Here is a 25,176-nt window from a genome sequence, read left to right as displayed (position 1 = left end):
GGGCGCCGGGGCCGACGAAGGACCACCCCTCCCCCCACGCCCCGCGAGCTCGGCGCGGGCCCCTGGAGGGTGGCCGTTCCCTCACGTCACCTGGCGGGGAGCGCCCTCGGCAGCCAGGACGGGCGCTGCGCCTCGTAGGCCTCGATGTCGGCCAGGTGCCGCTCGGTGAGACCGACGTCGTCGAGCCCCTCCAGCAGCCGCCAGCGGATGTAGTCGTCGACCTCGAACGGCACCGTCGTGTCGCCGTAGGTGACCGTCTTCGCCTGCAGGTCGACCGTCACCGGCAGCGCCGGGTCCGCCTCGACCGCCTGCCACAGCGCCTCGACGTCGGCCTGCGGCAGGACGACGGTGAGCAGGCCGGACTTGGTCGAGTTGTTCCGGAAGATGTCGGCGAACCGCGAGCTGATCACGACGCGGAAGCCACCGTCGAGCAGCGCCCAGCAGGCGTGCTCGCGCGACGATCCGGTGCCGAAGTCGGGGCCGGCGACCAGGATCGAGGCGTCGGCGTGGTGCGGCTGGTTGAGCACGAAGTCCGGCTCGTTGGTGCGCCAGGCGACGAACAGGCCGTCCTCGAACCCGGTGCGGGTGATCCGCTTCAGGTACTCGGCCGGGATGATCTGGTCGGTGTCGACGGCGCTGCGCCGCAGCGGGGCCGCGGTGCCGGTGTGCGTGGTGAACGGCTGCATCTCAGACTCCTGCTGGGGTGGCGGGGCGGGTGGTCACACCGTCGCGGGGACGTCGGCCAGGTCGGCGGGAGCGGTCAGCCGGCCGGTGAGCGCGGTGGCGGCGGCCACGGACGGCGACACGAGGTGCGTGCGCCCGCCCTTGCCCTGCCGGCCCTGGAAGTTGCGGTTGCTGGTCGACGCCGACCGCTCCCCCGGCTTGAGCTGGTCGGGGTTCATGCCCAGGCACATCGAGCACCCGGCGCCGCGCCACTCGGCGCCGGCCTCGGTGAACACCCGGTCCAGGCCCTCGGCCTCGGCCTGCTGCTTGACCCCGATCGACCCGGGGACGACGAGCATCCGGGTGTTGGCGTCGATCCGCTTCCCGCGCAGCAGCTCGGCGGCGGTGCGCAGGTCCTCGATCCGGCCGTTGGTGCAGGAGCCGAGGAAGACCGTGTCCACCTCGATCTCGCGCAGCGGCGTGCCGGGGGTGAGGCCCATGTAGGCCAGCGCCTGCTCGGCGGCGCGGCGCTCGTTGTCGTCGGCGAAGTCGGCCGGGTCGGGCACCCGCCCGGTCAGCGGCAGGCCCTGGCCGGGGTTGGTGCCCCAGGTGACGAACGGCGAGAGCTCCGCGGCGTCGAGGACGACCTCGGTGTCGAAGACCGCGCCCTCGTCGGTGTGCAGCGTCCGCCAGTGCGCGACGGCGGCGTCCCAGTCGGCGCCCTGCGGGGCGTGCGGGCGGCCCTGCAGGTAGGCGAACGTCGTCTCGTCGGGGGCGATCATCCCGGCGCGGGCGCCGGCCTCGATCGACATGTTGCAGATCGTCATCCGGGCCTCCATCGACAGCGCCTCGATGGCGCTGCCGCGGTACTCGATGACGTGGCCCGCGGCGCCGTTGGTGCCGATCCGCGCGATGACGGCGAGGATGACGTCCTTGCTCGACACGCCCTCGGGCAGCTCGCCGTTCACCGTGACGGCCATCTGCTTCGGGCGGTACTGCGGCAGCGTCTGGGTGGCCAGCACGTGCTCGACCTCGCTGGTGCCGATGCCGAACGCCAGCGCGCCGAACGCCCCGTGCGTGGACGTGTGGCTGTCGCCGCAGACGATCGTCATCCCCGGCTGGGTCAGCCCGAGCTGCGGGCCGATGACGTGCACGATGCCCTGGTCGCGGTCGCCCATCGGGGCCAGCCGGATGCCGAACTCCGCGGCGTTCCTCCGCAGCGCCTCGACCTGCGCCCGGCTGACCGGGTCGGCGATCGGCGCGAGGACGTCGAGCGTCGGGACGTTGTGGTCCTCGGTGGCCATGGTGAGCTCGGGGTGCCGCACGCGGCGGCCGGCGGCCCGGAGGCCGTCGAACGCCTGCGGGCTGGTGACCTCGTGCACGAGGTGCAGGTCGATGTAGAGCAGGTCCGGCTCGCCCGCGGCACTGCGCACGACGTGGGCGTCGTAGACCTTCTCCGCCAGGGTCTTCGGCACGGGGTCCCTCCCGATCGGGCCATCCCACGGTGGCGTCTCATTCTGTGGGATGGGAGTATCGCTGTGTGGGACAGCCTAACCCCGTCGCCGTTCTGGACAAAGCAGTGGCCATCCTCCGCGCCGTCGCGCAGGAGCCGGCGTCGCTCGCCGACCTCGTGACGCGCACCGACCTGCCGCGGGCGACCGCCCACCGGCTGGCCGTCGCGCTCGAGGGTCACCGGCTGCTGCGGCGCACGCCGGCGGGCACCTGGGCGCCCGGTCCCGCCCTGGCGGAGCTCAGCCACGGCAGCGCCGACCTCGCCCGGGTCGCCGGCCGGCACCTCGCGGCGCTGCGCGACGCCAGCGGCGAGAGCGCGCAGTTCTACGTGCGCGAGGGCGGGTCGCGGGTGTGCGTCGCCGCCGCCGAGCGGGCGCACGGGCTGCGCGACACGGTGCCGGTGGGCGCGCGGCTGCCCATGACGGCGGGGTCGGCGGCGCACGCGCTGCTGGCCTTCGCGCCGCCGGAGGAGGTCACGCCGCTGCTGCCGCAGGCGAGCTTCACCGCCCGCACGCTGCTCGACGTCCGCCGGCGCGGGTGGGCGCACAGCGTGGCCGAGCGCGAGGCCGGCGTCGCCTCGCTGTCGGCACCGGTGCGCGACCCGGCGGGCGCCGTGCTCGGCGCGGTGTCGATCTCCGGCCCGGTCGAGCGGCTGGGCCGCCGGCCGAGCCCCGAGGTGGTCGGCGCGGTCCTGGAGACGGCGGCGGCGATCGCCCGCGCCGCCTCCTAGGAGGGTTCTCCCCGGCGCCCGCGGGGCGGAGACTCCTCGCATGACCGCCACGGAGCCCCGGCAGCGCGGGCGGGCCCGGATCGCCGGGCCGGGCGAGGGCATCGGCCTGGACGAGCTGGCGCTGGCCACCCGCAACCACGGCCTGCCGCTCGAGGCGCTGCGCTACGACGTCACGCCGCCGGGCCTGCACTACGTGCTCACCCACTACGACATCCCCGCCGTCGACCCCGCCACCTGGCGGCTGGAGGTCACCGGCGCGGTCGAGCGGCCGCTGCGGCTGGACCTCGACGACCTGCGCCGGCGGCCGGCGGTCACCTCGCGGGTGCTGCTCGAGTGCGCCGGCAACGGCCGGGCCCGGCTCGAACCGCGCCCGGTCAGCCAGCCGTGGCTGCTCGAGGCCGTCGGCAACGCCGAGTGGACCGGCACACCGCTGGCGCCACTGCTCGAGGAGGCCGGCGTCTCCCCCGCCGCGGTCGACGTCGCCTTCACCGGCGCCGACCACGGGGTCGAGCGCGGCGTCGAGCAGGACTACGCCCGCGGCCTGCCGCTGGCCGAGGCCCTGCGGCCCGACGTGCTGCTGGTGTGGGCGGTGAACGGCGCTCCGCTGCCGCCGCAGCACGGGGCGCCGCTGCGGCTGCTGGTGCCCGGCTGGTACGGCATGGCGCACGTGAAGTGGCTGACCCGGGTCGAGGTGCTCGAGCACCCCTTCCGCGGGTTCCAGAACGCGACGGCCTACCGGCTGAAGACCGAGGCGCACGAGGCCGGCGTGCCGGTCACCCGGATCGCCCCGCGGGCGCTGGTGGCCCCACCCGGCTTCCCCGACTTCATGACCCGCGAGCGGTTCGTGCGGCCCGGCCCGGTGACGCTCACCGGCCGGGCGTGGTCCGGCCGCGCCCCGCTGACCGGCGTCGAGGTGAGCACCGACGGCGGGGTCACCTGGACCCCGGCCGACCTCGCGCCGGCCGACCCGGCGCACCCGCACGCGTGGCGAGCGTGGACCTGCGCCTGGGACGCGGAGCCCGGCGGGTACGAGCTGGTCGTGCGCGCCACCGACGCCGAGGGCCCGCAGCCGGTCGAGCAGCCCTGGAACCGCCAGGGCATGGCCAACAACCTCGTGCAGCGGGTGCCGGTCACCGTCCTCGACGACTGAGCCGGCGGGCCGCCGGCGGCCGGGATACGCACCGTCGCGTATTCCGCGCGGCTCGGCGCGGGCGGAACGTCGTGGTCCCCGGTCACCCACCGCCGGGTCGGCACATCCCAGGGACGGCCCCGTGCCGCACCCGGAGGGGCCTCCCGATGACCACCGCCACACACGGCCCGGCCGCCGCCTGGGCCGCCGCCCACCGCTCCCTGCTCGTCCTGTTCGCGATCGTGGCCACGCTCGCCGTCGCCGCGGCCGTCACCCTGACGGTCCTGCTGGCCACCGACGACGCGGTCCCGGTCGCGCCGTCGCCGGCGCCGGCCGAGGAGGCCTGCGTCCTGCCCGGCGCGATGACGGTCGCCCTCGCCAAGCCGTTCTGCTGACGGCCCGCGACCGGGCCGGCGCGGACCGGGTCAGCCGCCCCACCGCACCACCGGCTGACCCGGTCCCGGCCCGTACGGCAGGCACCGCGCGGCCGCCTCGGCGACGGTGTGCGTGCCGCACTTCTCCCGGATGTGCTCGGTGTGCTTGCGCACGGTGCCGACCGCGATGCGCAGCGCCGCGGCGATCTCCTCGGCGTACAGGCCCGCGCCGGCCAGGCCGAGCACCTCCCACTCGCGCGCGGTCAGCCGCGGCACGTCCGCCCGGCGGTGCTCGGCGTCCAGCCACAGCTCCAGCAGGTGCGGCCGGGCCAGCTCCAGCAGCCGCCGGTCCCGCTCGCCGAACGGGGTGCCGCCGGAGCGGAGGAACAGCAGCACGGGGGCCTGCCCGAGCGGCGCGCGCAGCGGCACCACGAGCTCGCCGGGCACGTCGGTGGTCACCTCGGGGTGCAGCGGACCGGTGCCGTCGCCCGGGTGGAGGTCGGCGGCGGACAGCACGCGGCGGAGGACGCGCTGGGACTGCGGCCCGACCAGCGGGGAGCGCAGCCGGCCGGAGGGGCCGGTCAGCGCGTCCTCGCCGGCGCGCTCGACGCCGCGCGTCCCGTCGGCCAGCACGCCCTGGACGACGACGGTCCGGAGGTCCCGGTGGTCGACCAGCCGGGCGGTCAGGTCGAGGTCGGCGGGGACCAGGCGCAGCAGCCCCTCGAGCAGCTCCCAGGGCAGCACCGGCCCGGGGTCGAGGGACCGCGCCGCCCGGAGCAGGGCGAGCAGCTCCTCGGCGTCCCCAGCGCGCAGGTGCCCCGTGGCCATGTCGGACCCCCCGTCGGCCGTGCCGGTCACGCTAGGCCGCCCGGCGGCGCCCACGGGATACGCACTCTGACGTATTCCGCCCGCCACGGCGGAGGCGCAGCGTCGTCCTCCCCGGGTGTGCCGAGCCCGGGTCCGCGCCTCAGGGGCGGCACGGCCGCACCCGGAGAGGGGCTCCTGATGACCGTGCCCGTCCACCACCCGGCCGGCGCGTGGGCCGCCACGCACCGCATGCTCATCGCCGTCATCGCCGTCGTCACGGCGGCCGTCGTCACCGTCGGCATCGTCCTGCTCGTGCAGCTGACCGGCGACGAGCCCGTCACCGGGACGACGCCCCCGGCCGCCCCCGCCGTCGAGGACTCCGGCGGGGTCCCGCCCTCCGTGGAGACGTGCACCAACCTGAACGGCCTGCAGTCCGTGGCCGCCGCGCTGCTCTGCTGAGCGGCGCCCGGGCCCGCCGTCCCTGGGGACGGCGGGCCCGGAGGTCAGTGCCCGGGGACCGTGCGTCCGCTGCCGTCGTCCTCGGGGTCCTGCCGGTCCGGCGGGGCCTCGACGACGATCGGGCGCAGCCGCGACCACAGCGCGAACGCGGCCGCGAACACGAGCATGGCGAGGCCGGCCCACAGGTTGGCGTTCACGTCGCCGGTCTTGTCCTGCTCGGCCGGCGAGTTGCCGAACAGGCCCATGAGGACCAGCACGACGCCGTAGAAGCCGATCAGCGCCGCGATGACGTTGCGGACGTCGAAGGCGCCGGCCGCGTGCTTGGTCCCGGTGGGGCCGGAGGTGCTGCTGCTCATGACCGTGCTCCTGACGTCAGCGGAAGATCACGTTGAGGACGACGACCATGACCAGCGCGATGCCGGCCAGCTTGGTCGGTGACTGGTACCAGGGCAGCCGGTGCGCGTCGGGGTCGGTCCGCTGCTCCTTCGGCGTCTCGGAGTAGACCAGCCCGGCGAGCTGGGCCACCGGCTTGGGCGCGGTGACCTGGCTGACCACGACGCTGACCACGATGTCGACGACGAAGGCGGCGCTCGCGGCGACGAAGCTCGCGCCCTGGCCGCCGATCGGCAGGACGCCCAGCGACGCCGTCCCGAACGCGTCCTCGCTGAGGAACGCGACGGCGACCGCGGCCAGCGTCCCGGACACGAGGCCCGCCCAGCCCGCGGTCGGCGTCATCCGCTTCCAGAACATGCCGAGGATGAAGGTGGCGAACAGCGGGGCGTTGAAGAAGCCGAACAGCGTCTGCAGGTAGTCCATCAGGTTCGTGTAGCCCGACGCGATGATCGCCGTGCCGATGGCGGCCACGGTCGCGCCGACGGTCGCCCACCGGCCGACGGCGAGGTAGTAGCCGTCGGGCCGGTCCTTCTTCACGTACTGCTGCCACAGGTCGTAGCTGAAGACGGTGTTGAAGGCGGAGATGTTGGCCGCCATGCCGGCCATGAACGCGGCCAGCAGGCCGGCGAGCGCGACGCCGAGCAGGCCGTTGGGCAGGGTGTCGCGGATGAGCAGCAGGATCGAGTTGTTGTAGTCGAAGTCCGTGGCCGACGCCGCCCGGGCCTCGACCACCTCCGGGACCAGGACCGTGGCGATGATGCCCGGGACCACGACGATGAACGGGACGAACATCTTCGGGAAGGCGCCGATGATCGGCGTGCTCCGGGCCGCCGACATGGACTTGGTCGCCATCGCCCGCTGGACCTCGACGAAGTTCGTCGTCCAGTAGCCGAAGGACAGCACGAAGCCGAGACCGAACACGATGCCGATCACCGACAGGACGGGACTGCCGATCCCGGACAGCTCCGTGGCCGGCCACGAGGTGAGCTCCTCGCCGCGGCCCGAGTCGGTGACCCGGTCGATCAGCCCGCCCACGCCGCCGACCCGGTGCAGGCCGATGAGCGTCAGGGGCAGCAGCGCGGCCACGATGACGAAGAACTGCAGGACCTCGTTGTAGATGGCCGCCGACAGCCCGCCGAGGGTGATGTAGCTGAGCACCACGGCCGCCGCGACGATCAGTGACAGCCACAGCGGCCAGCCCAGCAGCGCCTCGACGATGGTGGCCAGCAGGTAGAGGTTGATGCCGGCGATGAGGATCTGCGCGACGGCGAAGCTCAGCGCGTTGACCAGGTGGGCGCCGGTGCCGAACCGGCGGCGCATGAACTCCGGGACGCTGCGGACCTTCGACCCGTAGTAGAAGGGCATCATCACCACGCCCAGGAACAGCATGGCCGGGACCGCGCCGATCCAGAAGTAGTGCATGGTGCTCATGCCGAACTGCGCGCCGTTGGCCGACATGCCGACGATCTCGACGGCGCCGAGGTTGGCCGAGATGAACGCCAGGCCGGTGACCCAGGCGGGCAGCGAGCGGCCCGACAGGAAGAAGTCCAGGCTGTCGGACACCCGCCGGCGGGCGGCGGCGCCGATGAGCAGCACCACGGCGAAGTAGGCGGCCACCAGCAGGTAGTCGACGAACCCCGCGTCCAGTCTCAGATCGTCCACTCGGGCCTCCCTCGGTTCGGGTCAGGACAGGCGGCGGGCCCCCGCGGAGGGGACCACGACGTAGGAGCGGGGGGCGCCGGCGCGCCCGGCGACGGCGGCGGCGACGTCGTCGACGGCCGCGGCGTCGACGAGCGCGACCGCGCTCCCGCCGAAGCCGCCGCCGACCATGCGCGCGCCGTGCGCCCCGGCGGCCAGCGCCGTCTCGACGATCGCGTCGAGCTCGGGCACCGACACCTCGAAGTCGTCGCGCAGCGAGGCGTGCCCGGCGGTGAGCACCGCGCCGACCTCCCGCGGGTCGCCGCCGGCGCGCAGCAGGCCGACGACCTCCTCGACGCGGGCGTCCTCGGTGACCACGTGGCGGGCCCGGCGCAGCAGCAGCGCGCCGCGCTCCGTGCCGTCGTCCAGCGGTGCGAGCGCGTCGACGCCGGTCACCTCGCAGAGCAGGCCGACGCCGAGCCGCCGGGCGGCCTCCTCGCACTCGCGGCGCCGGTCGCCGTAGCCGCTGTCGGCGTGGCTGTGGGTGGTGCCCGAGTCGACGACCAGCAGCGCCAGGCCGGCCGCCTCCAGGTCGAGGGGGACCTGCTCGCTGCCGCGGTCGCGGGTGTCCAGGTGCAGCGCGTGCCCGGCGGTGCACAGCACCGACGCGGACTGGTCGAGGATCCCGGTGGGCGCGCCGACGAAGTCGTTCTCGGCCCGCCGGGCGACGTCGACCAGCTCGTCCGGGCCGAGGTCGAGGTCCAGCAGGTCGCGCAGGGCCACGGCGACGGCGCACTCCAGCGCCGCCGACGACGACAGCCCCGCGCCGGCCGGGACGTCGCCGTCGACCAGCAGGCTCAGGCCCCCGGGCACGGCCTCGCGCAGCTGGTGGACGACGCCGGCCGGGTAGCCGGCCCAGCCGCCGGGGGTGCCGGGCTCGAGCTCGGCGACCGCGACGTCGGCGTCGGCGCCGGGGTGCTGGGCGGAGACGAGGACCAGACGGCCGTCGTCGCGGCGGGCGACCGCGGCCCGGGTGGTGTGCGGCAGCGCGACCGGCAGCACGTGCCCGCCGTTGTAGTCGGTGTGCTCGCCGATCACGTTGACCCGCCCGGGCGCGGCCCAGACGCCCTCGGGCGCGGCGCCGAACCGCTCGGTGAACGCGGCGGCGGCGCGGGCCGCGGCCTCCTCGTCGGTGGGCAGCTCGCTCACGGGACCACCACGTTCCGCAGCTGCTCGGCGACGTCCTCGGGGTTGGTGTCGGTGATGAACGCGCCCATCCCCGACTCGGAGCCCGCCAGGTACTTGAGCTTGCCCGGCGCGCGGCGCAGCGAGAACAGCTGGAGGTGCAGCCACCAGTCCTCCCGGCCGGTGCGCACCGGCGCCTGGTTCCACGCGGCGATGTAGGGCATCGGGGTGTCCATGCGGTGCGCGAAGCGGCCCAGGACGTCGAGGTAGACCTCGGCCAGCGCGTCCCGCTGCGCGTCGTCGAGGGCGGGCAGGTCGGGCACCCGGCGGGTGGGGAACAGCTGCACCTCGTAGGGCCAGCGCGCCGCGGCCGGGACGAAGGCCACCCAGTGCTCGTTCGCCGCCACCACCCGGGGGCCGGTGCGCTCGGACTCCACGACCTCGGCGAACAGGTCCCCGCCGGTCTCCTCGCGGTGCCGGCGCACCGAGGCGAGCACCTTCTCCACCCGCGGGGTCACGAACGGGTAGGCGTAGATCTGCCCGTGGGGGTGGGACAGCGTCACCCCGATCTCCTCGCCGGAGTTCTCGAAGCAGAAGACCTGCTCGACGCCGTCGATGCCGCCGAGCTCCGCGGTGCGGTCGGCCCAGACGTCGACGACCAGCCGCGCGCGGTCGCGGCCCAGCCCGGCGAAGTGCTGGTCGTGGTCGCTGGTGAACAGCACCACCTCGCAGCGGCCGAACCCGGGCCGCAGCTCGGCCAGCGGGGCGCCGGGCGCGGTGGGCGGCACGTCGCGGTCGACGGCGGTGGACAGCGAGGGGAAGCGGTTCTCGAAGACGGCGACCTGGTAGTCGGCCTCGGGCACCTCGGTGGGCCGGCCGGGCCGCGACGGGCACAGCGGGCACTGGTCGGCCGGCGGCAGGAAGGTGCGCGTCTGCCGGTGGGCGGCGATCACCACCCACTCGCCGAGCAGCGCGTCCCGGCGCAGTTGCGAGTGGGTGCCGACGGGTGGCAGGTCGCGGGTGTCCTCGGCGACGCGGGCGGGCGTGCCGTCGGCGTCGAAGTAGACGATCTCGCGGCCGTCGGCCAGCCGTCGACTGGTCCGGATCACCGTGTCCGCCTCCGTTCCCGGCCCGGGATGGGGCCCTGGGAACGCTACGTCCGCTCACGATCATGGGCCACTCGGGGGGGTCCCGGAACGGCGCAGGGCCCCCGGCCGGGTGGCCGGGGGCCCTGCGTGCTGTAGCCCCGAAGGGATTCGAACCCTCGCTACCGCCGTGAGAGGGCGGCGTCCTGGGCCGCTAGACGACGGGGCCGTGCGGTGGTGCTGGTCGTGTTGGTGAGGAGGTGGTGCTTCCTCGCTGGGGTACCAGGACTCGAACCTAGACTAACGGAGCCAGAATCCGTCGGGCTGCCAATTACCCCATACCCCAAGGTTTGGCGGGCACCTCGCGGCGCCGGGGAAGACGATACCCGACGTTCCCGGAGGCCGTGTCACCACCCCCCGGTCCGCGGGTCGCCCGCCGGGACGCGCAGGTCCTGCGCCCCGGTCAGGGTCTCGAACCGCAGCCGGCGGCGGGAGGCCGCCACGACCGCGACGTAGGCGCCCATCGACACGAGCGTGACCAGCAGGTACAGCAGCCCGACGCCGGCCGGGACCTCCTCCGTGGCGACGTCCTCGCCGAGCGTCCCGGCCAGGAGGAACACCAGCACGTTGTTGACCGCGTGCAGCACGATCGCCGCCTCGAGGCCGCCGGTGAGGAAGACCACTGCCGAGGCGGCCAGCCCGAAGGCGAACCGGTCGAGGAAGGTGACGACGTCGCCCGGCGCGTGGGCCAGGGAGAACAGCGCGGCGGTGACCACCGCGGCCACCACCGCGCCGGCACGCGGGTCGCGGATCCAGCCGGCGATCGCCTGGCTGAGGTAGCCGCGGAAGACGTACTCCTCGGCCGCCGACTGCAGCGGTGTGGTGAGGACCACGACCAGCAGCAGCCAGCCCAGGTCGTCGACCGGCCCGGTGACCTCGCCGTCGTCGAGCAGGTAGCCGAGGGTGACCGAGAGCGCGATGCCGACGCCGAGGGTGGCCAGCGCGCGCAGCGTGAGCGGCGCGAACAGCCGCCAGCGCAGGCGGGCGAGCACCGACGACGACCACCCCGGCGACATGCCGTGGGCGGCGACCCAGGCCAGCCAGACGATGGGGATCGCCACGATCAGCGAGAGGTTGGTGAGCAGCAGCACGCCGGGGTCGACCAGGTCGAGCAGCTGCAGGTCCGGGGTGACGCCGGTGAGGAGCACGGCGAGGACCACGACGAACGCGGCGACCCCGTAGGCGACGGTGAACAGCAGCAGGCCCAGCAGCGGCCGCCACCAGCCCCAGTCCCGCGCGCGCATCGCGAGCAGGTAGGGCTGCGGCTCGTCGTGCGGCGGCGTCCCGGGCGGCGGCGCGAGCGCGACGCCGGGCGGGAACGACGCCGGCGGGTGGGGGGCGTGCGGGTGGGGGGCGTGCGGGTGGGGTCCGGGCGGGAGCGGCCCCGGCGGCGGGAACGCACCGTGCCCGGCCGGGCCGTGCGGGCCCGGCGGCAGGGGCACCGGCCCCAGCGGCCAGGGCACCGGCCCGGGCCCTCCTCCCCCGGCCGGCGCCCACGGGGCCGCCCCGCCGCCGTACGGCGTGCCCGGGACCTGGGGCGGCGCCCCGTACGGGCCGGTGGGCGGCGGGCCGGTGTAGGGCTCGTCCTCCGGGGCCGGCGGGCGGTCCGGGGGCGGCGGTCCCCAGGGCGGGACGGTCACCCCGCCGTGTCCCCCGTCGTGCCCCCCGTCGTCGCCCGGGCCGCCGCCAGCCGGGCCAGGGTGCGCTCGCGGCCGAGCAGCTCGATCGACTCGTAGAGCGGCGGGGAGACCGTGCGGCCGCTCACCGCCACCCGCACCGGCCCGAACGCCTGCCGCGGCTTGCGGCCCAGGCCCTCGACGAGTGCGGCCTTGAGCGCCTGCTCGATGCCGGCGGGGCTCCAGTCGGCCAGGTCGCGCAGCGCGTCGGCGGCCGCGTCGAGCACCGCGGCGTCGTCGGGCCGCAGGTTCTTGGCCGCCGCGGCCGGGTCGATGGCCACCTCCTCGGTGAAGAGGAACCCGAGCAGGCCGACGGCGTCGGAGAGGACGACCGTCCGCTCCTGCGCCATCGGGGCGATCGCGCGCAGCACCCGGTCCTGCTCGGCCGTCGGCGGGTCGGCGACCAGTCCGGCGCCGGCGAGGAAGGGCACCACGCGGGCCACGTACTCCTCCACCGGCAGCTCGCGGACGTGCGTGGCGTTGATCGCCTCGGCCTTCTTCACGTCGAAGCGGGCCGGGTTGGCGCTGACCCGGGTGACGTCGAAGGCCTCGACCATCTCGGCGGTGGAGAACACGTCGCGGTCCTCGGCGATCGACCAGCCGAGCAGCGCCAGGTAGTTGGCGAAGCCCTCGGGCAGGAAGCCGCGCTCGCGGTAGACGTCGACGTTGGACTGGGGGTCGCGCTTGGACAGCTTCCTGTTGCCCTCGCCGGTCACGTAGGGCAGGTGGCCGAAGCGCGGGGTGCCACTGGCCACGCCGACGTCCTGCAGCGCCGCGTAGAGGGCGAGCTGGCGGGGGGTCGAGGGCAGCAGGTCCTCGCCGCGCAGCACGTCGGTGATGCCCATCAGGGCGTCGTCGACGGGGTTGACGAAGGGGTACAGCGGCACGCCGTTGCCGCGCACGAGGACGAAGTCGGGCACCGAGCCGGCGGCGAAGCGGACCTCGCCGCGGACCAGGTCCGTCCACACCAGGTCCTCGTCGGGCATCCGAAGCCGCAGCACCGGGTCGCGGCCCTCGGCGCGGAAGGCGGCCTTCTGCGCGTCGGTGAGGAAGCGGTCGGCGTTGTCGTAGCCGAGCTTGGGGTCCTGTCCGGCGGCCAGCCGCCGCGCCTCGACCTCCTCGTTGGTGGAGAAGGACTCGTAGGCGTGCCCGGCCGCGAGCAGCTTCGCCGCGACCTCGCGGTACACCTCGTGCCGCTCCGACTGGCGGTAGGGGCCGTGGGGGCCGCCGACCTCGGGGCCCTCGTCCCAGTCCAGGCCCAGCCAGCGCAGGCAGTCCAGCAGGTGCCGGTAGGACTCCTCGGAGTCGCGGGCGGCGTCGGTGTCCTCGATGCGGAAGACGAACGTGCCGCCGGTGTGCCGGGCGTGCGCCCAGTTGAACAGCGCGGTGCGCAGCAGGCCGACGTGCACCATGCCGGTCGGCGACGGGCAGAACCGGGTGCGCACGGTGCTCGCCGGGGTGCTCGCCGGGGTGCTCGCCGGGGTGCTCATCGTGCGCCGCCCGCGGTGGAGGCGGTGTCGGCGCCGCTGACGGCGTTGGTCAGCGTGCCCAGGCCCTCGATCGAGCACTCGACCCGCTGGCCGGGCCGGATCGGCCCGACCCCGGCCGGGGTGCCGGTGAGGACGACGTCGCCGGGCAGCAGCGTCATCACCCGCGAGATGTAGCTGACCAGGGTGGGCACGTCGAACAGCAGCTGGCTGGTGCGCCCGGCCTGCCGCGGCTCGCCGTCGACGGTGCAGGTGATCTCCAGGTCGGCCGGGTCCTTGCCCAGGCCGCGCAGGTCGGTCTCGATCCACGGGCCGAGCGGGCAGAACGAGTCGAAGCCCTTGGCGCGGGTCCACTGCCCGTCGGCCTTCTGCATGTCCCGCTCGGTGACGTCGTTGCCGATCGTGTAGCCGAAGACGCTGCCCGGGACCTGCTCGGGCGTCAGGTTGCGCGCGCCGCGGGCGCCGATGACGACGGCGAGCTCGACCTCGTGGTGCACGTTGGTGCTGCCGGCCGGGATGCGGATGGCGTCGCCGGGGCCGATGACCGACGTCGAGGGCTTGAGGAACAGCAGCGGCCGCTCCGGGGCGTCGCCGGTGTTCATCTCCTTGACGTGGTCGGCGTAGTTCTTGCCGACGCAGACCACCTTGCTCGGCAGGATCGGCGACAGCAGCCGGACGTCGGCCTGCGCGTGGCGCTGGCCGGTGAAGGAGATGGTCCCGAACGGGTGGCCCTCGATCTGGGCGACCTGGCCGTCGCCGTCGAGGACTCCGAAGGACATGCCCGAGGGCGAGGCGAAGCGGACGATGCGCACGACGTCGAGGCTACTGACCCCGCGCCCACCCGCCGCCCGCCCTACGGTGACCGGGTGGCCTGCCGTCTGAGCGAGATCGTCGTCGACAGCCGGGACCCCGAGGCGCTCGCCGCCTGGTGGGCCGGGGTGCTCGGCTACCGGGTGCTCGGCCGCGACGACGACGGGGCGGTCGAGATCGGGCCCGAGGCCGGTTTCGGCGGCGCCGCCCCCACGCTGGTGTTCGCGCCGGTGCCCGACTCGGCGCCGGGCAAGCCCCGGCTGCACCTCGACGTCAACCCCACCGACCGCGACCAGGACGCCGAGCTGCAGCGGCTGCTCGACCTCGGGGCCACGCGCGCCGACGTCGGGCAGAGCGGCGGGGAGTCCTGGCACGTGCTCGCCGACCCGGAGGGCAACCCGTTCTGCCTGCTGCGCCGCCGTCTCGACCCGCTGTGACCCCGAGGAGAGTCCCGTGATCCTGATCGTCATCAAGTTCCCCGTCCGGCCGGACAAGATCGAGGAGTTCCGCGCGCACGCGGACGAGTACGCCGCCGCGGTCAACGCCGAGGAGGGCAGCCTCTTCTTCGAGTGGTCGCGCAGCGTGCTGGACCCGAACACCTTCGTCTGCATCGAGGGCTTCCGGGACTCCGAGGCCGGCGCCTCGCACGTGGCCACCCCGCACGCGAAGGCCGCCTTCGACTGGATGTCGGACCTCGTGGCCGAGCAGCCGCAGATCATCTACATCGACGAGCCGTCGGTGTCCGGCTTCGGCCCGATGGGCGAGGTGAAGCCCCGGCACTGACGCCCGACGGCGGACCGGTCGCGGGGCCGGAGGCCCCTGGCCGGGACGGCGTGGCGTGGCGTGGCGTGGCTCAGCGGAACGGGGGACGGCCTCCGGCCGCGGTGTCGGCCGGAGGCCGGCGACGGTGTTGACCCCGGCGCGGCGGCGGCGCGACAGTGAGCGGGTGACCCGCGCGCTCGCGGTGCTGACCCTGCTGGCGCTGCTCACCGTCGCGGTCGAGGCCACCGACGACCCGCACCCGCTGCTCGCCGTCGCCCTCGGGACGACGTACGCGGCTCACAGCCTGGTGACGTTCCCGTGGCTGGCCCGGCAGCCGGCCCCGCGCCGGTACTGGCTGACGGCCGGGCACGTCTGCCTGCAGCTGCCGCTCGGGGTCCTGCTGTTCGGCGCGGCGCACGCCGGCGTCGGGGCGACCCTCCTGCTGCTGGTGCTGGTGGCCCAGTGCGTGCTGCTGCTCCCCCTGCCCGCCGCCGCTGCGGTGACGCTGGTCGTGCCGCTGGTGCACCTCGGGATGGGGTGGGCCGACTTCGCCCGCAACGCGCTCGGGCTGCTCGGCGCCGCGGTGTTCACCGCCGTCGTGACCGCGCTGCTGCAGCAGGCGCAGCGGGCGCGGGCGGAGCTCGCCGAGGCCAACGAGCTGCTGCGCGGGTACGCCGCCCAGGCCGGGGAGCTCGCCACGACGCGGGAGCGCAACCGGCTGGCCCGCGACATCCACGACGGCCTCGGCCACCACCTGACCGTCGTCCAGATGCAGGTGCAGGCCGCCCGCGCGGTGCTGCCGACCGATCCGGCGCGCGCCGACGAGGTGCTCGCCAAGGCCCAGTCGCAGGCGAGCGAGGCGCTGGCGGAGGTGCGCCGGTCGGTGGCGACGCTGCGGGCGCCGGTGTCCCGCCCGCCCCTGCGCGTGGCGCTGGAGACGCTGACCGGCGAGGCCGCGGCCGCGGGGCTGCCGGCCACGCTCGAGGTCAGCGGGCCCGAGCGACCGCTGCCGGAGGAGACCGAGGAGTCGCTGTTCCGGTCGGCGCAGGAGGGGCTGACCAACGTGCGCAAGCACGCCGGCGCGACCTGCGCGCGGGTGACGCTGGTCTACGGCGGGGACGGCACCGTGCGGCTGGCGGTCCGCGACGACGGCCGCGGCATCCCCGACACCCCCGGGGACCGGCCCACCTTCGGCCTGCTCGGGGTGCGCGAGCGCGCCGCCCGGGTGGGCGGCCGGGTCACCGTGGGGCCGTGCGGCGGAGCAGGCACCGAGCTGCTGGTCGAGGTGCCCGGGTGAGCGCCGTCCGCGTGCTCGTCGTCGACGACCAGGCCCTGTTCCGGGAGGCGCTGGTCACCCTGCTCGGCGCGCGGCCGGAGGTCGAGGTCGTCGGCGAGGCCGGGGACGGGCACGAGGCGCTGGAGCGGGCGGCGGCCGTGCGTCCCGACGTCGTCCTCATGGACCTGCACATGCCGGTGCTGGACGGGATCGGCGTGACCCGCCGGCTGCGGGTGGAGCAGCCGCACGTCCGGGTGCTGGCGCTGACCACCTTCGACGACGACGAGGACGTCTTCGCCGCGCTCCGCGCCGGCGCGCTGGGCTACCTCCTCAAGGACGTCTCCTCCGACCGCCTGGTCGAGGCGGTGCTGTCGGCCGCCCGCGGCGAGTCGGTGCTGCAGCCGTCGGTCGCGGCCAAGGTGGTCGCCCGCTTCGCGCAGCTCGACGACGCCCCGCGACCGCGGCCCCAGCCGCTGGTCGTGCCGCTGTCCGACCGCGAGCTCGACGTCCTCCGGCTGCTGGCCGAGGGCCGCAGCAACCGGGAGATCGCGCGGACGCTGTACCTGGCGGAGGGCACGGTCAAGAACCACGTCACCAGCGTGCTGGGCAAGCTCGGCGCCCGGGACCGCACGCAGGCGGCACTGCGCGCCCGCGCGCTCGACCTGGTCTGAGGCCGGTCACGCCGGACCGTGACCGGCGGCCGTGACCTCCGGCACGTGGCGGGGACGGCGCCGCGCCCGACCCTCTCCGGCATGACGACGCAGACCCCTCCCGGGCAGACCCCCACGCGCACCCGGCACACCTGGCACCTGGTCCGCCACTACCTGGAGATGGTCGTGGCGATGGTCGCCGGCATGGTGGTCCTCGGCCCGGTCGGGACCTGGCTCTGGCCGGGGCTCGACGACCGCGCCGACGTCCACGCGATCGTGATGGCGACCGAGATGGCGATCGGGATGGCCGCCTGGATGCGCTTCCGCAGGCACTCGTGGCCGGCGATCGCGGAGATGTCCGCGGCCATGTACGCGCCGTTCGCCGTCCTGCTGGTGCCGTACTGGACCGGGACCGTCTCGGCGCCGGCCCTGTTCACCGCCGGGCACGTGCTGATGCTCCCGGCGATGGCGCTGGCGATGTGGTGGCGCCTCGACGAGTACCACTGACCTCGTCGGCCCACCGGCCGACACCACGACCAGGTGCCGTCCCGGCCTGCGCTGAGCCCACCCCCCGCGGCCTAACGGTGGCGGACGGCGTAGGTCAGCGCGTCGACCAGCGCGTGCCAGGAGGCCTCGACGATGTTGTCGTGGACGCCGACGGTGGTCCACTCCCCCACGCCGTCGGTGGTGTCGACGAGCACCCGGGTGGTCGCGCTGGTGCCGCCCTTCCAGCCGAGGATGCGGACCTTGTAGTCGGCCAGCGAGACGTCGGCCAGCCGCGGGTACCGGCTGACCAGCGCCTGGCGCAGCGCGTTGTCCAGCGCGTTGACCGGGCCGTTGCCCTCGCCGGTGCTGATGATCCGCTCGCCGTCGACGTGGACCTTCACCGTCGCCTCGCTCATGACGACGCCGTTGGCCCAGTGCTCGACCGTCGTCCGGTAGCTCTCCAGCTCGAACAGCGGGGCGGGGGCGCCGGGCAGCTGGGAGCGCAGCAGCAGCTCGAAGGAGGCGTCGGCGGCCTCGAACGACCAGCCCTCGGCCTCGAGCACCTTGACCTGGTCCACCACCCGGCCGACGGCGTCGGCGTGCCCCTCGAGGTCGACGCCGAGCTCGCGGCCCTTGAGCTCCACCGAGGCGCGGCCGGCCATCTCGGTGACCAGGATGCGCATGTCGTTGCCGACGACGGCCGGGTCGAGGTGGTTGTAGAGCTCCGGGCTGACCTTGATCGCGCTGGCGTGCAGGCCGGCCTTGTGGGCGAACGCCGAGGCGCCGACGAAGGGCTGGTGGTCGTCGGGGGCGATGTTGGCCAGCTCGGCGATCGCGTGGCTGACCCGCTGCAGCTCGGCCAGGCACTCCGGGGGCACGACCGGCAGGCCCATCTTCGTGACCAGGTTGGCCACCAGCGCGAAGGTGTCGGCGTTGCCGGCCCGCTCGCCGTAGCCGTTGGCGGTGCCCTGCACGTGGGTCACCCCCGCCTCGACGGCGGCCAGCGAGTTGGCGACGGCGCACCCGGTGTCGTCCTGGCAGTGGATGCCCAGCCGGCCCTCCACCCGCGACCGGACGTCGGCGACCACCCGGGCCACGCCCATCGGCAGCATCCCGCCGTTGGTGTCGCACAGGACGCCGACCTCCGCGCCCGCGCCGAACGCGGCCCGCAGCACCGCCACGCCGTAGTCGGGGTCGGCGGCGTAGCCGTCGAAGAAGTGCTCGCAGTCGAGGAACACCCGGCGGCCGTGGGAGACGAGGTGGGCGACGGTGTCGGCGACCATCGCGAGGTTCTCCTCGAGCGTGGTCCGCAGCGCCTCCCGCACGTGCCGGACGTCGGACTTGGCGACCAGGCAGACCACCGGCGTCTCGGCGTCGAGCAGCGCGCGCACCTGCGGGTCGTCCTCCACCCGGACGCCGGCCTTGCGGGTGGCGCCGAACGCGACCAGGACCGCGTGCCGCAGCTTGAGCTCGCTGCGGGCGCGGGCGAAGAACTCGGTGTCCTTGGGCAGCGCCCCCGGCCAGCCGCCCTCGATGTAGCCGACGCCGATCTCGTCGAGCAGCCTCGCTGTGGCGAGCTTGTCGGCGACGGAGAAGCTGATCCCCTCGCGCTGGGCGCCGTCGCGCAGCGTGGTGTCGAAGACGTGGAAGTCGGTGCTGACGGCGGTCGGGCTGTCGGTGGCCACGGGTGCTCCCGGGGGGTCGACGGCGATCAGGCCCCTGACACGAGAAAGACCCCCCGGGTACGGAGGGTCTGCGCGCGGTCGGGGGTGCTGACCGCGCGCTAGGCGATGATGATCGTGCCGGACAGGTGCATCGCCGCGGAGTCTAACGCCGCCGACCGCACGCGGCGGTGCCCGGCCTCACCGTGCGGGGCGGGGCCGGGCACCGCACGGCGAGGTCCGTGCCGGTCCAGCAGCCGGTCCAGCTGCCGGTTCAGCCGCCGGCGAGGGCGGCCAGGCGGTCGCCGACCTCGGCGGTGCGGACCTGCGCCTGCGGGTCGCGGGTCGACAGGTCGAAGGCCACGGCGGCGTTCACCTTGCGGGCGAGGTCGGCGGAGCCGAGGTGCTCGAGCAGCAGGCCGACCGACAGCACGGTCGCCGTCGGGTCGGCGATGCCCTTGCCCGCGATGTCCGGCGCCGAGCCGTGCACCGGCTCGAACATGCTCGGGTTGGTGCCCGAGGCGTCGAGGTTGCCGCTGGCGGCCAGGCCGATGCCGCCGGTGACCGCCGCGGCGACGTCGGTGACGATGTCGCCGAAGAGGTTGTCGGTGACGATGACGTCGTAGCGGCCGGGGTCGGTGATGAAGAACATCGAGGCCGCGTCCACGTGCTGGTAGGCCACGGTGACCTCGGGGAACTCCGCCGACACCTCCTCCACCGTCCGCGACCACAGCGACCCGGCGTGGGTGAGCACGTTGGTCTTGTGGATCAGCGTGAGGTGCCGGCGCGGCCGCGCGGTCGCCCGCTCGAAGGCGTAGCGGACCACCCGCTCGACGCCGAAGGCGGTGTTCAGGCTGACCTCGGTGGCCACCTCGTGCGGGGTGTCGCGGCGCAGCACGCCGCCGTTGCCGACGTAGGGACCCTCGGTGCCCTCGCGCACGCAGAGCATGTCGATGGTGCCGGGGTCGGCCAGCGGGCTGCGGACGCCGTCGTAGAGCCTGGCCGGGCGCAGGTTGACGTGGTGGTCGAGCTCGAAGCGCAGCCGCAGCAGCAGCCCGCGCTCGAGGATGCCCGGCGGCACGCCCGGGTCGCCGATCGCGCCGAGCAGGATCGCGTCGTGCCCGCGCAGCTCCTCGAGCACGGAGTCCGGCAGCAGCTCGCCGGTCCGCTGCCAGCGGGCGGCGCCGAGGTCGTAGGGCGTCGTCTCCAGGTCGGGGGCGACGGCGCCCAGGACCTTGAGGCCCTCGGCCACCACCTCGGGACCGATGCCGTCCCCTGCGATCACAGCCAGGCGCATGACGACGACCCTAGGTCAGCGCGGGTCGAGGTCCGCGGAGCGGGCCTCGCGCGCCCCGATCCGGCCGGCGATGCCGGCGAGCAGGTCGGGGGCCACCGGGCTGTCGACGACGACCGCCATGAGCGCCTCGCCGCCGCGGGTGGTGCGGCTGACCTGCGCCCCGGCGATGTTGATCCCGGCCTCGCCCAGCGCCGCGCCGACGGTGCCGACGACGCCGGGCCGGTCGGTGTAGACGAAGAACAGCAGGTGGCCGGACAGGTCGAGGTCCATGTCGAAGCCGTCGACCTCGACCAGCTTGGGCACCTGGTTCTTGCCGAACAGCGTGCCGGAGACGCAGACCTCGCGGCCGTCGGCCATCGCGCCGCGCACCCGGACGAGGTTGCGGTAGTCGGGGCTGTCGAGGTCGCTGGTGAGGGTCACGTCCAGGCCGCGCAGCTGGGCCAGCAGCGGCGCGTTGACGTAGGTGACCTGCTCCTCGACGACGTCGGCGAAGACGCCCTTGAGCACGGCCAGCTGCAGCACCGAGTCGTCGAACTCGGCGAGCTTGCCGCGGACCTCGACGGTGACCGACTGGGCCAGCCCCCCGGCGACGGCGGTGAAGACCGTGCCCAGCCGCTCGGCCAGCGGCAGCCCGGGCCGCACGTCCTCGGCGACGACGCCGCCGGCCTGCACGTTGACCGCGTCCGGCACGAACTCGCCCTGGAGCGCCAGCCGCACCGAGTGCGCGACGGCGGTGCCGGCCTTGTCCTGCGCCTCCGCCGTCGAGGCGCCCAGGTGCGGGGTGACGACGGTGTTGGGCAGCGCGAACAGCGGGCTGTCGGTGGTGGGCTCGGTCGCGAAGACGTCGATGCCGGCGGCGCCGACCTGGCCCGAGCGCAGCGCGTCGGCGAGCGCGGCCTCGTCGACCAGCCCGCCGCGGGCGGCGTTGACGACGATCACGCCGCGCTTGGTGGTGGCCAGTTCGGCGGCGCCGATGAGCCCCAGCGTCTCCGGCGTCTTGGGCAGGTGGATCGTGATGAAGTCCGCCTCGCGGAGCAGCTCCTCCAGCGACACCATCCGGACGCCGAGCTGCGCGGCGCGGCCGGGTTGGATGTAGGGGTCGTACGCGATGAGGGTGGTGCCGAAGGCGGCCAGCCGCTGCGCGACGAGCTGGCCGATGCGGCCCAGGCCCACGACGCCGACGACCTTGTCGGTGACCTCGACGCCCATGAACTTCGAGCGCTGCCAGGCGCCCCGGCGCAGCGACGCGTCGGCCGCCGGGATCTGCCGGGCGGCGGCCAGCAGCAGGGCGACGGCGTGCTCGGCGGCGCTGACGATGTTCGACGTCGGGGCGTTCACCACCATGACGCCGCGCTCGGTGGCGGCGCTGACGTCGACGTTGTCCAGGCCGATCCCGGCCCGCGCGACGACCTTGAGGTTCGGCGCGGCGGCGAGGGCCTCGGCGTCGATCCGCGTGGCGCTGCGGATCATGACCGCGGCGGCGTCGGCCAGCGCCGGGAGCAGGGCGGACCGGTCGGCGCCGTCGACGTGGCGGATCTCGACGTCGTCGCCGAGCACCCCCAGCACGCTCGGGGCCAGCTCCTCGGCGATCAGGACGACGGGCGCGCTCGCGGTCACGGGTCCACAGCCTAGGGAGGCGGGTGTCCGGGCGGGGTCCCGCGTCCGGGCCGCCCGTGATCACCGGGCGGTGACGGTACGCACCAGCCGCCACGACACCCCCGCCGCGGAGGGAGGGCCGCTTGCCCTGCCGGGTGGCCCCCCCGCACGCTGGGCGCGACGCGCCGGGACGAGCCGGCGCCTCCGGAGGAGACCATGACCGACTTCAGCAAGGACAGCGGCGGGGCCTCGGCCTCCGGCCAGGGCCAGCCCCAGGACCCCTCGTACGGCCAGCAGTACGGGCAGCAGGGCCAGGGCCAGCAGGACTACGGCCAGCAGTACGGGCAACCGGGCTACGGGCAGACCCAGCCGTACGGCCAGCAGGGCTACGGCCAGCAGGGCTACGGCCAGCAGGGCTACGGCCAGCAGGGCTACGGCCAGCAGTACGGCCAGCAGGACTACGGCCAGACCCAGCCCTACGGGCAGCAGTACGGCCAGTACGGGCAGCCGGCGCCCTACGGCCAGCAGTACGGCCAGTACGGCCAGGACGGCGTCCCGGCCAAGCCCGGCGGCGTCGTCACCGCGGCCGTCCTCGGCTTCGTGCTGGGGGCGATCGGCGTCCTGATCAGCCTGCTGCTGGTCTTCGCCGGCGCGGTGGCCAGCAGTGCCGGCGACGAGCTGGACAGCGAGATCCCCGGCTTCGGGTCGGTCGCCGGCGCGGTCGGCGGCGTGATCCTGGTCTTCGGCCTGGTCGCGCTCGTCTGGACCGTCGTCATGATCTGGGGCTCGGTGTGGGCGCTCACCGGGCGCAGCCGCGTGATGCTCCTGGTCGGCGGCTCCATCGCCCTGGCCTTCACCCTCTTCGGCCTGATCGGCAACCTCGCCGACGCCGACACCGCCGGTGCCGGAGGGATCGTCACCAGCCTGCTGTTCTTCCTGGCGGCGCTGGCGATCGTCGTGCTGCTGTCCGTGAAGCCGGCCGCGGCCTTCTTCGCGGCACACCGCGCCCGCCGCGGTCGTTGAGTCCGTCCGTGGGGGGACGTCGCGTCGGCGGCCCCCCGCGGACGCCAGCGAGCCCCTACACTCCGCCGCCGACCGCCGACAGGGCGGAGCCACCTCCAGGAGGAACCCGAGCATGACCAGCCCCAGCTTCGACAAGAACACGCCGCCGGGGGGTCAGCCCGGGTACGGTGCGCCCGGCGCCCAGCCCTACGGCCAGCAGCCCTACGGCGCCCAGCCCTACGGCGCCCAGCCCTACGGCCAGCAGCCGCACGGCGACCCGGCCCCCTACGGCGGCGGCTTCGGCGGCCCCTCCCCGTACGGCGGCGGCCCGGCCGGGCAGCGTCCCGGGCAGGTCACCGCAGCCGCGGTGATCGGCGTCGTCATCGGCGGCCTGGGCTCGCTGTTCGGCCTGCTCGCCGTCCTGGGGATCGGCGTGCTGTTCGCGCTCAGCCCGCTGCTCGGGATCATCACCCTGCTGGCGGTCGCCACGGCCGTCGTCGTGCTGGTCGGCGGCATCCAGGTGCTCACCGGCAAGTCGCCGCGGCTGCTGCTCCTCGGCAGCTACGCCTCGATCGGCATCCAGCTGCTGACGCTGGTCATCTCGCTGGCCGTCGGCGGCGGCTTCGAGTTCTCGGCGCTGCTCGGCTTCGTGCTGCCGGGCCTGATCGTCTTCTTCCTGCAGCAGCCGCAGTCCAAGCAGTACTTCGCCTCGCGCGGCCTGGCGTACTGACCTCCTCCGCACACGCAACGGCCCCCGCTGCCGGCAGGCAGCGGGGGCCGTTCGCGTCGCGGGACGCTACGAGCGGGCGGCGGTGCCGGTGTAGTCGTCGGAGGCCGACACCCAGCTCATCAGGCCGCGGAGCCTGCGGCCGGTCTCCTCGATCGGGTGTGCCTCGGCCTCGGCGCGGCGGCGCTTGAAGTCCGGCGCCCCGGCGTCCTGGTCGGCGATGAAGGCCGCGGCCCACGAGCCGTCCTTGATCGCGGCGAGGACCTCCTTCATCGACTCCTTGACGCGGGCGTCGATGATCTTCGGGCCGGAGGTGTAGTCGCCGTACTCGGCGGTGTCGGACACCGACCAGCGCTGCTTGGCGATGCCGCCCTCGTACATGAGGTCGACGATCAGCTTGAGCTCGTGCAGGCACTCGAAGTAGGCGACCTCGGGCTGGTAGCCGGCCTCGGTGAGGGTCTCGAACCCGGCGGTGATCAGCGCGCTGGCGCCGCCGCAGAGGACGGCCTGCTCGCCGAACAGGTCGGTCTCGGTCTCCTCGGCGAACGTCGTCCTGATGACGCCGGCGCGGGCGCCGCCGATGGCCTTGGCGTAGGACAGCGCCAGCTGCAGGGCCTGCCCGCTCGCGTCCTGCTCGACGGCGACCAGGCAGGGCACGCCCTTGCCGTTCTCGAACTCGCGGCGGACGAGGTGGCCGGGGCCCTTGGGGGCGACCATCGCGACGTCGACGCCGGCCGGGGGCTTGATGTAGCCGAACCGGATGTTGAAGCCGTGGCCGAAGAACAGCGCGTCGCCGTCCTGGAGGTTCGGCTCGATCGACTCGCTGTACAGCGTCCGCTGCACGTGGTCCGGCGCGAGGATCATGATCAGGTCGGCCTCGGCGGCCGCCTCGGCCGGCGTGACGACCCGCAGGCCCTCGGCCTCGGCCTTGGCCCGGCTCTTGGAGCCCTCGGGCAGGCCGACGCGGACGTCCACCCCCGAGTCCCGCAGCGACAGGGCGTGCGCGTGGCCCTGGCTGCCGTAGCCGATGACGGCGACGGTGCGCCCCTGGATGATCGACAGGTCGGCGTCGTCGTCGTAGAAGATCTCGGCCATGCGGTGCGTGCTCCTTCGGTTGTTCTCGTGCGGGGGGTGCGGGGGCTAGGCGCTGCGGTCGACCGGGCGCAAGGTACCGGCGCCGCTCATCGCGCGCGGACCCCGGCCGAGGGCCACCGTGCCCGACTGCGCCATCTCCTTGATCCCGAGCGGGGCGAGGACGGCGAGCAGGGCCTGCAGCTTGTCCGGGGTGCCGGTGGCCTCGAGGGTCACGGTGTCGGTGTTGACGTCGACGACGCGGGCGCGGAAGAGCTCGGCGGTCTGCAGCACCGTCGTGCGCTCGGCCATCGGCGCCCGCACCTTGACCAGCAGCAGCTCGCGCTGGACCGCGGCGCCGCCGTCCAGTTCGACGATCTTGATGACCTCGACGAGCTTGTTGAGCTGCTTGGTCACCTGCTCCAGCGGCGCGGACTCGGCGTCGACGACGATCGTCATCCGCGACAGGTCGGGGTTCTCGGTCGGCCCGACGGCCAGCGACTCGATGTTGAACGCGCGCCGGCTGAACAGCGCCGAGACGCGGGCCAGCACACCGGCCTTGTTCTCGACCAGGACCGACAGGGTGTGGCGGGTCATCTGTGAAGAACCTGCTTCCGATTCGTCGTTCGGCCCCGTTCCA

Annotated in this window: 26 protein-coding genes and 2 tRNA genes; 11 read left to right on the top strand and 17 right to left on the bottom strand. The window is 74.7% G+C overall.

The genetic code is table 11. The annotated features are described in order from the left end of the window. Positions 1 to 86: 86 nt before the first annotated feature. Complete coding sequence (gene leuD, locus ACI79Z_RS10690; protein ID WP_387993283.1) at positions 87 to 686, bottom strand: 3-isopropylmalate dehydratase small subunit; 600 nt, start codon at positions 684 to 686, stop codon at positions 87 to 89. A 33-nt stretch (positions 687 to 719) separates the two neighbouring features. Further along, on the bottom strand, positions 720 to 2,138 hold the full coding sequence (gene leuC / locus ACI79Z_RS10685; RefSeq protein ID WP_456902608.1) for a 3-isopropylmalate dehydratase large subunit: 1,419 nt from the start codon (positions 2,136 to 2,138) through the stop codon (positions 720 to 722). A gap of 104 nt (positions 2,139 to 2,242) precedes the next feature. On the opposite strand from leuC, the gene ACI79Z_RS10680 reads away from it, so the two are divergent. From ACI79Z_RS10680 to ACI79Z_RS10670, 3 genes are all read left to right on the top strand, one after another. Further along, positions 2,243 to 2,905, top strand: a complete 663-nt coding sequence (locus ACI79Z_RS10680) for an IclR family transcriptional regulator (protein ID WP_456902607.1) — start codon at positions 2,243 to 2,245, stop codon at positions 2,903 to 2,905. 40 nt (positions 2,906 to 2,945) lie between these two features. After that, the gene (locus tag ACI79Z_RS10675; RefSeq protein ID WP_387993290.1) at positions 2,946 to 4,055 is read left to right on the top strand and encodes a sulfite oxidase; all 1,110 of its coding nucleotides are present in this window, start codon (positions 2,946 to 2,948) and stop codon (positions 4,053 to 4,055) included. 146 nt (positions 4,056 to 4,201) lie between these two features. Then, the gene (locus ACI79Z_RS10670) at positions 4,202 to 4,429 is read left to right on the top strand and encodes a hypothetical protein (protein ID WP_456902606.1); all 228 of its coding nucleotides are present in this window, start codon (positions 4,202 to 4,204) and stop codon (positions 4,427 to 4,429) included. Between the two features lie 30 nt (positions 4,430 to 4,459). On the opposite strand, the gene ACI79Z_RS10665 is transcribed toward ACI79Z_RS10670, so the two are convergent. Further along, positions 4,460 to 5,236, bottom strand: coding sequence for a helix-turn-helix domain-containing protein (locus tag ACI79Z_RS10665; RefSeq protein ID WP_387993296.1), 777 nt, complete (start codon positions 5,234 to 5,236; stop codon positions 4,460 to 4,462). A gap of 177 nt (positions 5,237 to 5,413) precedes the next feature. Here ACI79Z_RS10665 and ACI79Z_RS10660 point away from each other — a divergent pair, with 177 nt between their 5' ends. After that, complete coding sequence (locus ACI79Z_RS10660) at positions 5,414 to 5,674, top strand: hypothetical protein (RefSeq protein WP_387993299.1); 261 nt, start codon at positions 5,414 to 5,416, stop codon at positions 5,672 to 5,674. Between the two features lie 44 nt (positions 5,675 to 5,718). Here ACI79Z_RS10660 and ACI79Z_RS10655 read toward each other — a convergent pair whose 3' ends face one another. From ACI79Z_RS10655 to ACI79Z_RS10615, 9 genes are all read right to left on the bottom strand, one after another. Continuing rightward, positions 5,719 to 6,030 carry a hypothetical protein gene (locus tag ACI79Z_RS10655; RefSeq protein ID WP_387993302.1) on the bottom strand — a complete coding sequence of 104 codons (312 nt, stop codon included), beginning with the start codon at positions 6,028 to 6,030 and terminating at the stop codon, positions 5,719 to 5,721. 16 nt (positions 6,031 to 6,046) lie between these two features. After that, positions 6,047 to 7,729, bottom strand: a complete 1,683-nt coding sequence (locus tag ACI79Z_RS10650) for a sodium:solute symporter family protein (RefSeq protein ID WP_387993305.1) — start codon at positions 7,727 to 7,729, stop codon at positions 6,047 to 6,049. 21 nt (positions 7,730 to 7,750) lie between these two features. Continuing rightward, the gene (galK, locus tag ACI79Z_RS10645) at positions 7,751 to 8,914 is read right to left on the bottom strand and encodes a galactokinase (protein WP_456902605.1); all 1,164 of its coding nucleotides are present in this window, start codon (positions 8,912 to 8,914) and stop codon (positions 7,751 to 7,753) included. Next, positions 8,911 to 9,999 (bottom strand): galactose-1-phosphate uridylyltransferase, encoded by a 1,089-nt coding sequence (galT, locus tag ACI79Z_RS10640; protein WP_387993311.1) that lies wholly within the window; start codon positions 9,997 to 9,999, stop codon positions 8,911 to 8,913. The genes galK and galT overlap by 4 nt, the downstream gene beginning before the upstream one ends. A gap of 132 nt (positions 10,000 to 10,131) precedes the next feature. Beyond that, positions 10,132 to 10,204 (bottom strand) — tRNA-Glu (locus ACI79Z_RS10635). Between the two features lie 45 nt (positions 10,205 to 10,249). Then, positions 10,250 to 10,321: transfer RNA gene (locus ACI79Z_RS10630), tRNA-Gln, on the bottom strand. A 61-nt stretch (positions 10,322 to 10,382) separates the two neighbouring features. Beyond that, the gene (locus ACI79Z_RS10625; RefSeq protein ID WP_456902604.1) at positions 10,383 to 11,498 is read right to left on the bottom strand and encodes a CPBP family intramembrane glutamic endopeptidase; all 1,116 of its coding nucleotides are present in this window, start codon (positions 11,496 to 11,498) and stop codon (positions 10,383 to 10,385) included. A 173-nt stretch (positions 11,499 to 11,671) separates the two neighbouring features. Further along, positions 11,672 to 13,201: a glutamate--tRNA ligase gene (gene gltX, locus ACI79Z_RS10620; RefSeq protein ID WP_456902603.1), complete on the bottom strand. Its 1,530-nt coding sequence runs from the start codon at positions 13,199 to 13,201 to the stop codon at positions 11,672 to 11,674. After that, entirely contained in the window at positions 13,198 to 14,010 is an 813-nt protein-coding gene (locus ACI79Z_RS10615; protein WP_456902602.1) for a fumarylacetoacetate hydrolase family protein, read from the bottom strand. The genes gltX and ACI79Z_RS10615 overlap by 4 nt, the downstream gene beginning before the upstream one ends. A gap of 54 nt (positions 14,011 to 14,064) precedes the next feature. Here ACI79Z_RS10615 and ACI79Z_RS10610 point away from each other — a divergent pair, with 54 nt between their 5' ends. From ACI79Z_RS10610 to ACI79Z_RS10590, 5 genes are all read left to right on the top strand, one after another. Further along, positions 14,065 to 14,445, top strand: coding sequence for a VOC family protein (locus ACI79Z_RS10610; protein WP_456902601.1), 381 nt, complete (start codon positions 14,065 to 14,067; stop codon positions 14,443 to 14,445). A gap of 16 nt (positions 14,446 to 14,461) precedes the next feature. After that, positions 14,462 to 14,791 carry a putative quinol monooxygenase gene (locus tag ACI79Z_RS10605; RefSeq protein ID WP_387993326.1) on the top strand — a complete coding sequence of 110 codons (330 nt, stop codon included), beginning with the start codon at positions 14,462 to 14,464 and terminating at the stop codon, positions 14,789 to 14,791. A gap of 163 nt (positions 14,792 to 14,954) precedes the next feature. Then, positions 14,955 to 16,067: a sensor histidine kinase gene (locus ACI79Z_RS10600; protein ID WP_387993329.1), complete on the top strand. Its 1,113-nt coding sequence runs from the start codon at positions 14,955 to 14,957 to the stop codon at positions 16,065 to 16,067. Continuing rightward, positions 16,064 to 16,717, top strand: a complete 654-nt coding sequence (locus ACI79Z_RS10595; RefSeq protein WP_456902600.1) for a response regulator — start codon at positions 16,064 to 16,066, stop codon at positions 16,715 to 16,717. The genes ACI79Z_RS10600 and ACI79Z_RS10595 overlap by 4 nt, the downstream gene beginning before the upstream one ends. Before the next feature lie 81 nt (positions 16,718 to 16,798). Further along, a complete protein-coding gene (locus tag ACI79Z_RS10590; RefSeq protein WP_387993334.1) occupies positions 16,799 to 17,203 on the top strand; it encodes a hypothetical protein in 405 nt (134 codons plus the stop codon). Positions 17,204 to 17,274: 71 nt separating this feature from the next. On the opposite strand, the gene cimA is transcribed toward ACI79Z_RS10590, so the two are convergent. The 3 genes from cimA to serA all read right to left on the bottom strand — a co-directional run bounded on the left by cimA (position 17,275) and on the right by serA (position 21,757). After that, positions 17,275 to 18,867 (bottom strand): citramalate synthase, encoded by a 1,593-nt coding sequence (gene cimA / locus ACI79Z_RS10585; protein ID WP_387993337.1) that lies wholly within the window; start codon positions 18,865 to 18,867, stop codon positions 17,275 to 17,277. A gap of 250 nt (positions 18,868 to 19,117) precedes the next feature. Continuing rightward, complete coding sequence (locus ACI79Z_RS10580; RefSeq protein WP_387993340.1) at positions 19,118 to 20,140, bottom strand: 3-isopropylmalate dehydrogenase; 1,023 nt, start codon at positions 20,138 to 20,140, stop codon at positions 19,118 to 19,120. A 15-nt stretch (positions 20,141 to 20,155) separates the two neighbouring features. Further along, on the bottom strand, positions 20,156 to 21,757 hold the full coding sequence (serA, locus tag ACI79Z_RS10575) for a phosphoglycerate dehydrogenase (RefSeq protein WP_456902599.1): 1,602 nt from the start codon (positions 21,755 to 21,757) through the stop codon (positions 20,156 to 20,158). A 195-nt stretch (positions 21,758 to 21,952) separates the two neighbouring features. Between serA and ACI79Z_RS10570 the strand changes: the two genes are divergently transcribed. Together ACI79Z_RS10570 and ACI79Z_RS10565 are read left to right on the top strand one after the other, a co-directional pair. Further along, positions 21,953 to 22,759 (top strand): hypothetical protein, encoded by an 807-nt coding sequence (locus ACI79Z_RS10570; RefSeq protein ID WP_456902598.1) that lies wholly within the window; start codon positions 21,953 to 21,955, stop codon positions 22,757 to 22,759. A 112-nt stretch (positions 22,760 to 22,871) separates the two neighbouring features. Continuing rightward, positions 22,872 to 23,468, top strand: coding sequence for a hypothetical protein (locus ACI79Z_RS10565; protein WP_456902597.1), 597 nt, complete (start codon positions 22,872 to 22,874; stop codon positions 23,466 to 23,468). Between the two features lie 66 nt (positions 23,469 to 23,534). Here the strand turns inward: ACI79Z_RS10565 and ilvC are convergent, their stop codons facing one another. Both ilvC and ilvN read right to left on the bottom strand, forming a co-directional pair. Further along, on the bottom strand, positions 23,535 to 24,560 hold the full coding sequence (gene ilvC, locus ACI79Z_RS10560) for a ketol-acid reductoisomerase (protein ID WP_387993352.1): 1,026 nt from the start codon (positions 24,558 to 24,560) through the stop codon (positions 23,535 to 23,537). A 45-nt stretch (positions 24,561 to 24,605) separates the two neighbouring features. Further along, positions 24,606 to 25,133, bottom strand: coding sequence for an acetolactate synthase small subunit (gene ilvN, locus ACI79Z_RS10555; protein ID WP_387993355.1), 528 nt, complete (start codon positions 25,131 to 25,133; stop codon positions 24,606 to 24,608). Between the last annotated feature and the right edge of the window lie 43 nt (positions 25,134 to 25,176).

Source organism: Geodermatophilus sp. SYSU D00663 (assembly GCF_054050655.1).
Note: the sequence above shows the minus strand (reverse complement) of the source record. Positions and strands in the feature narration are given on the sequence as shown.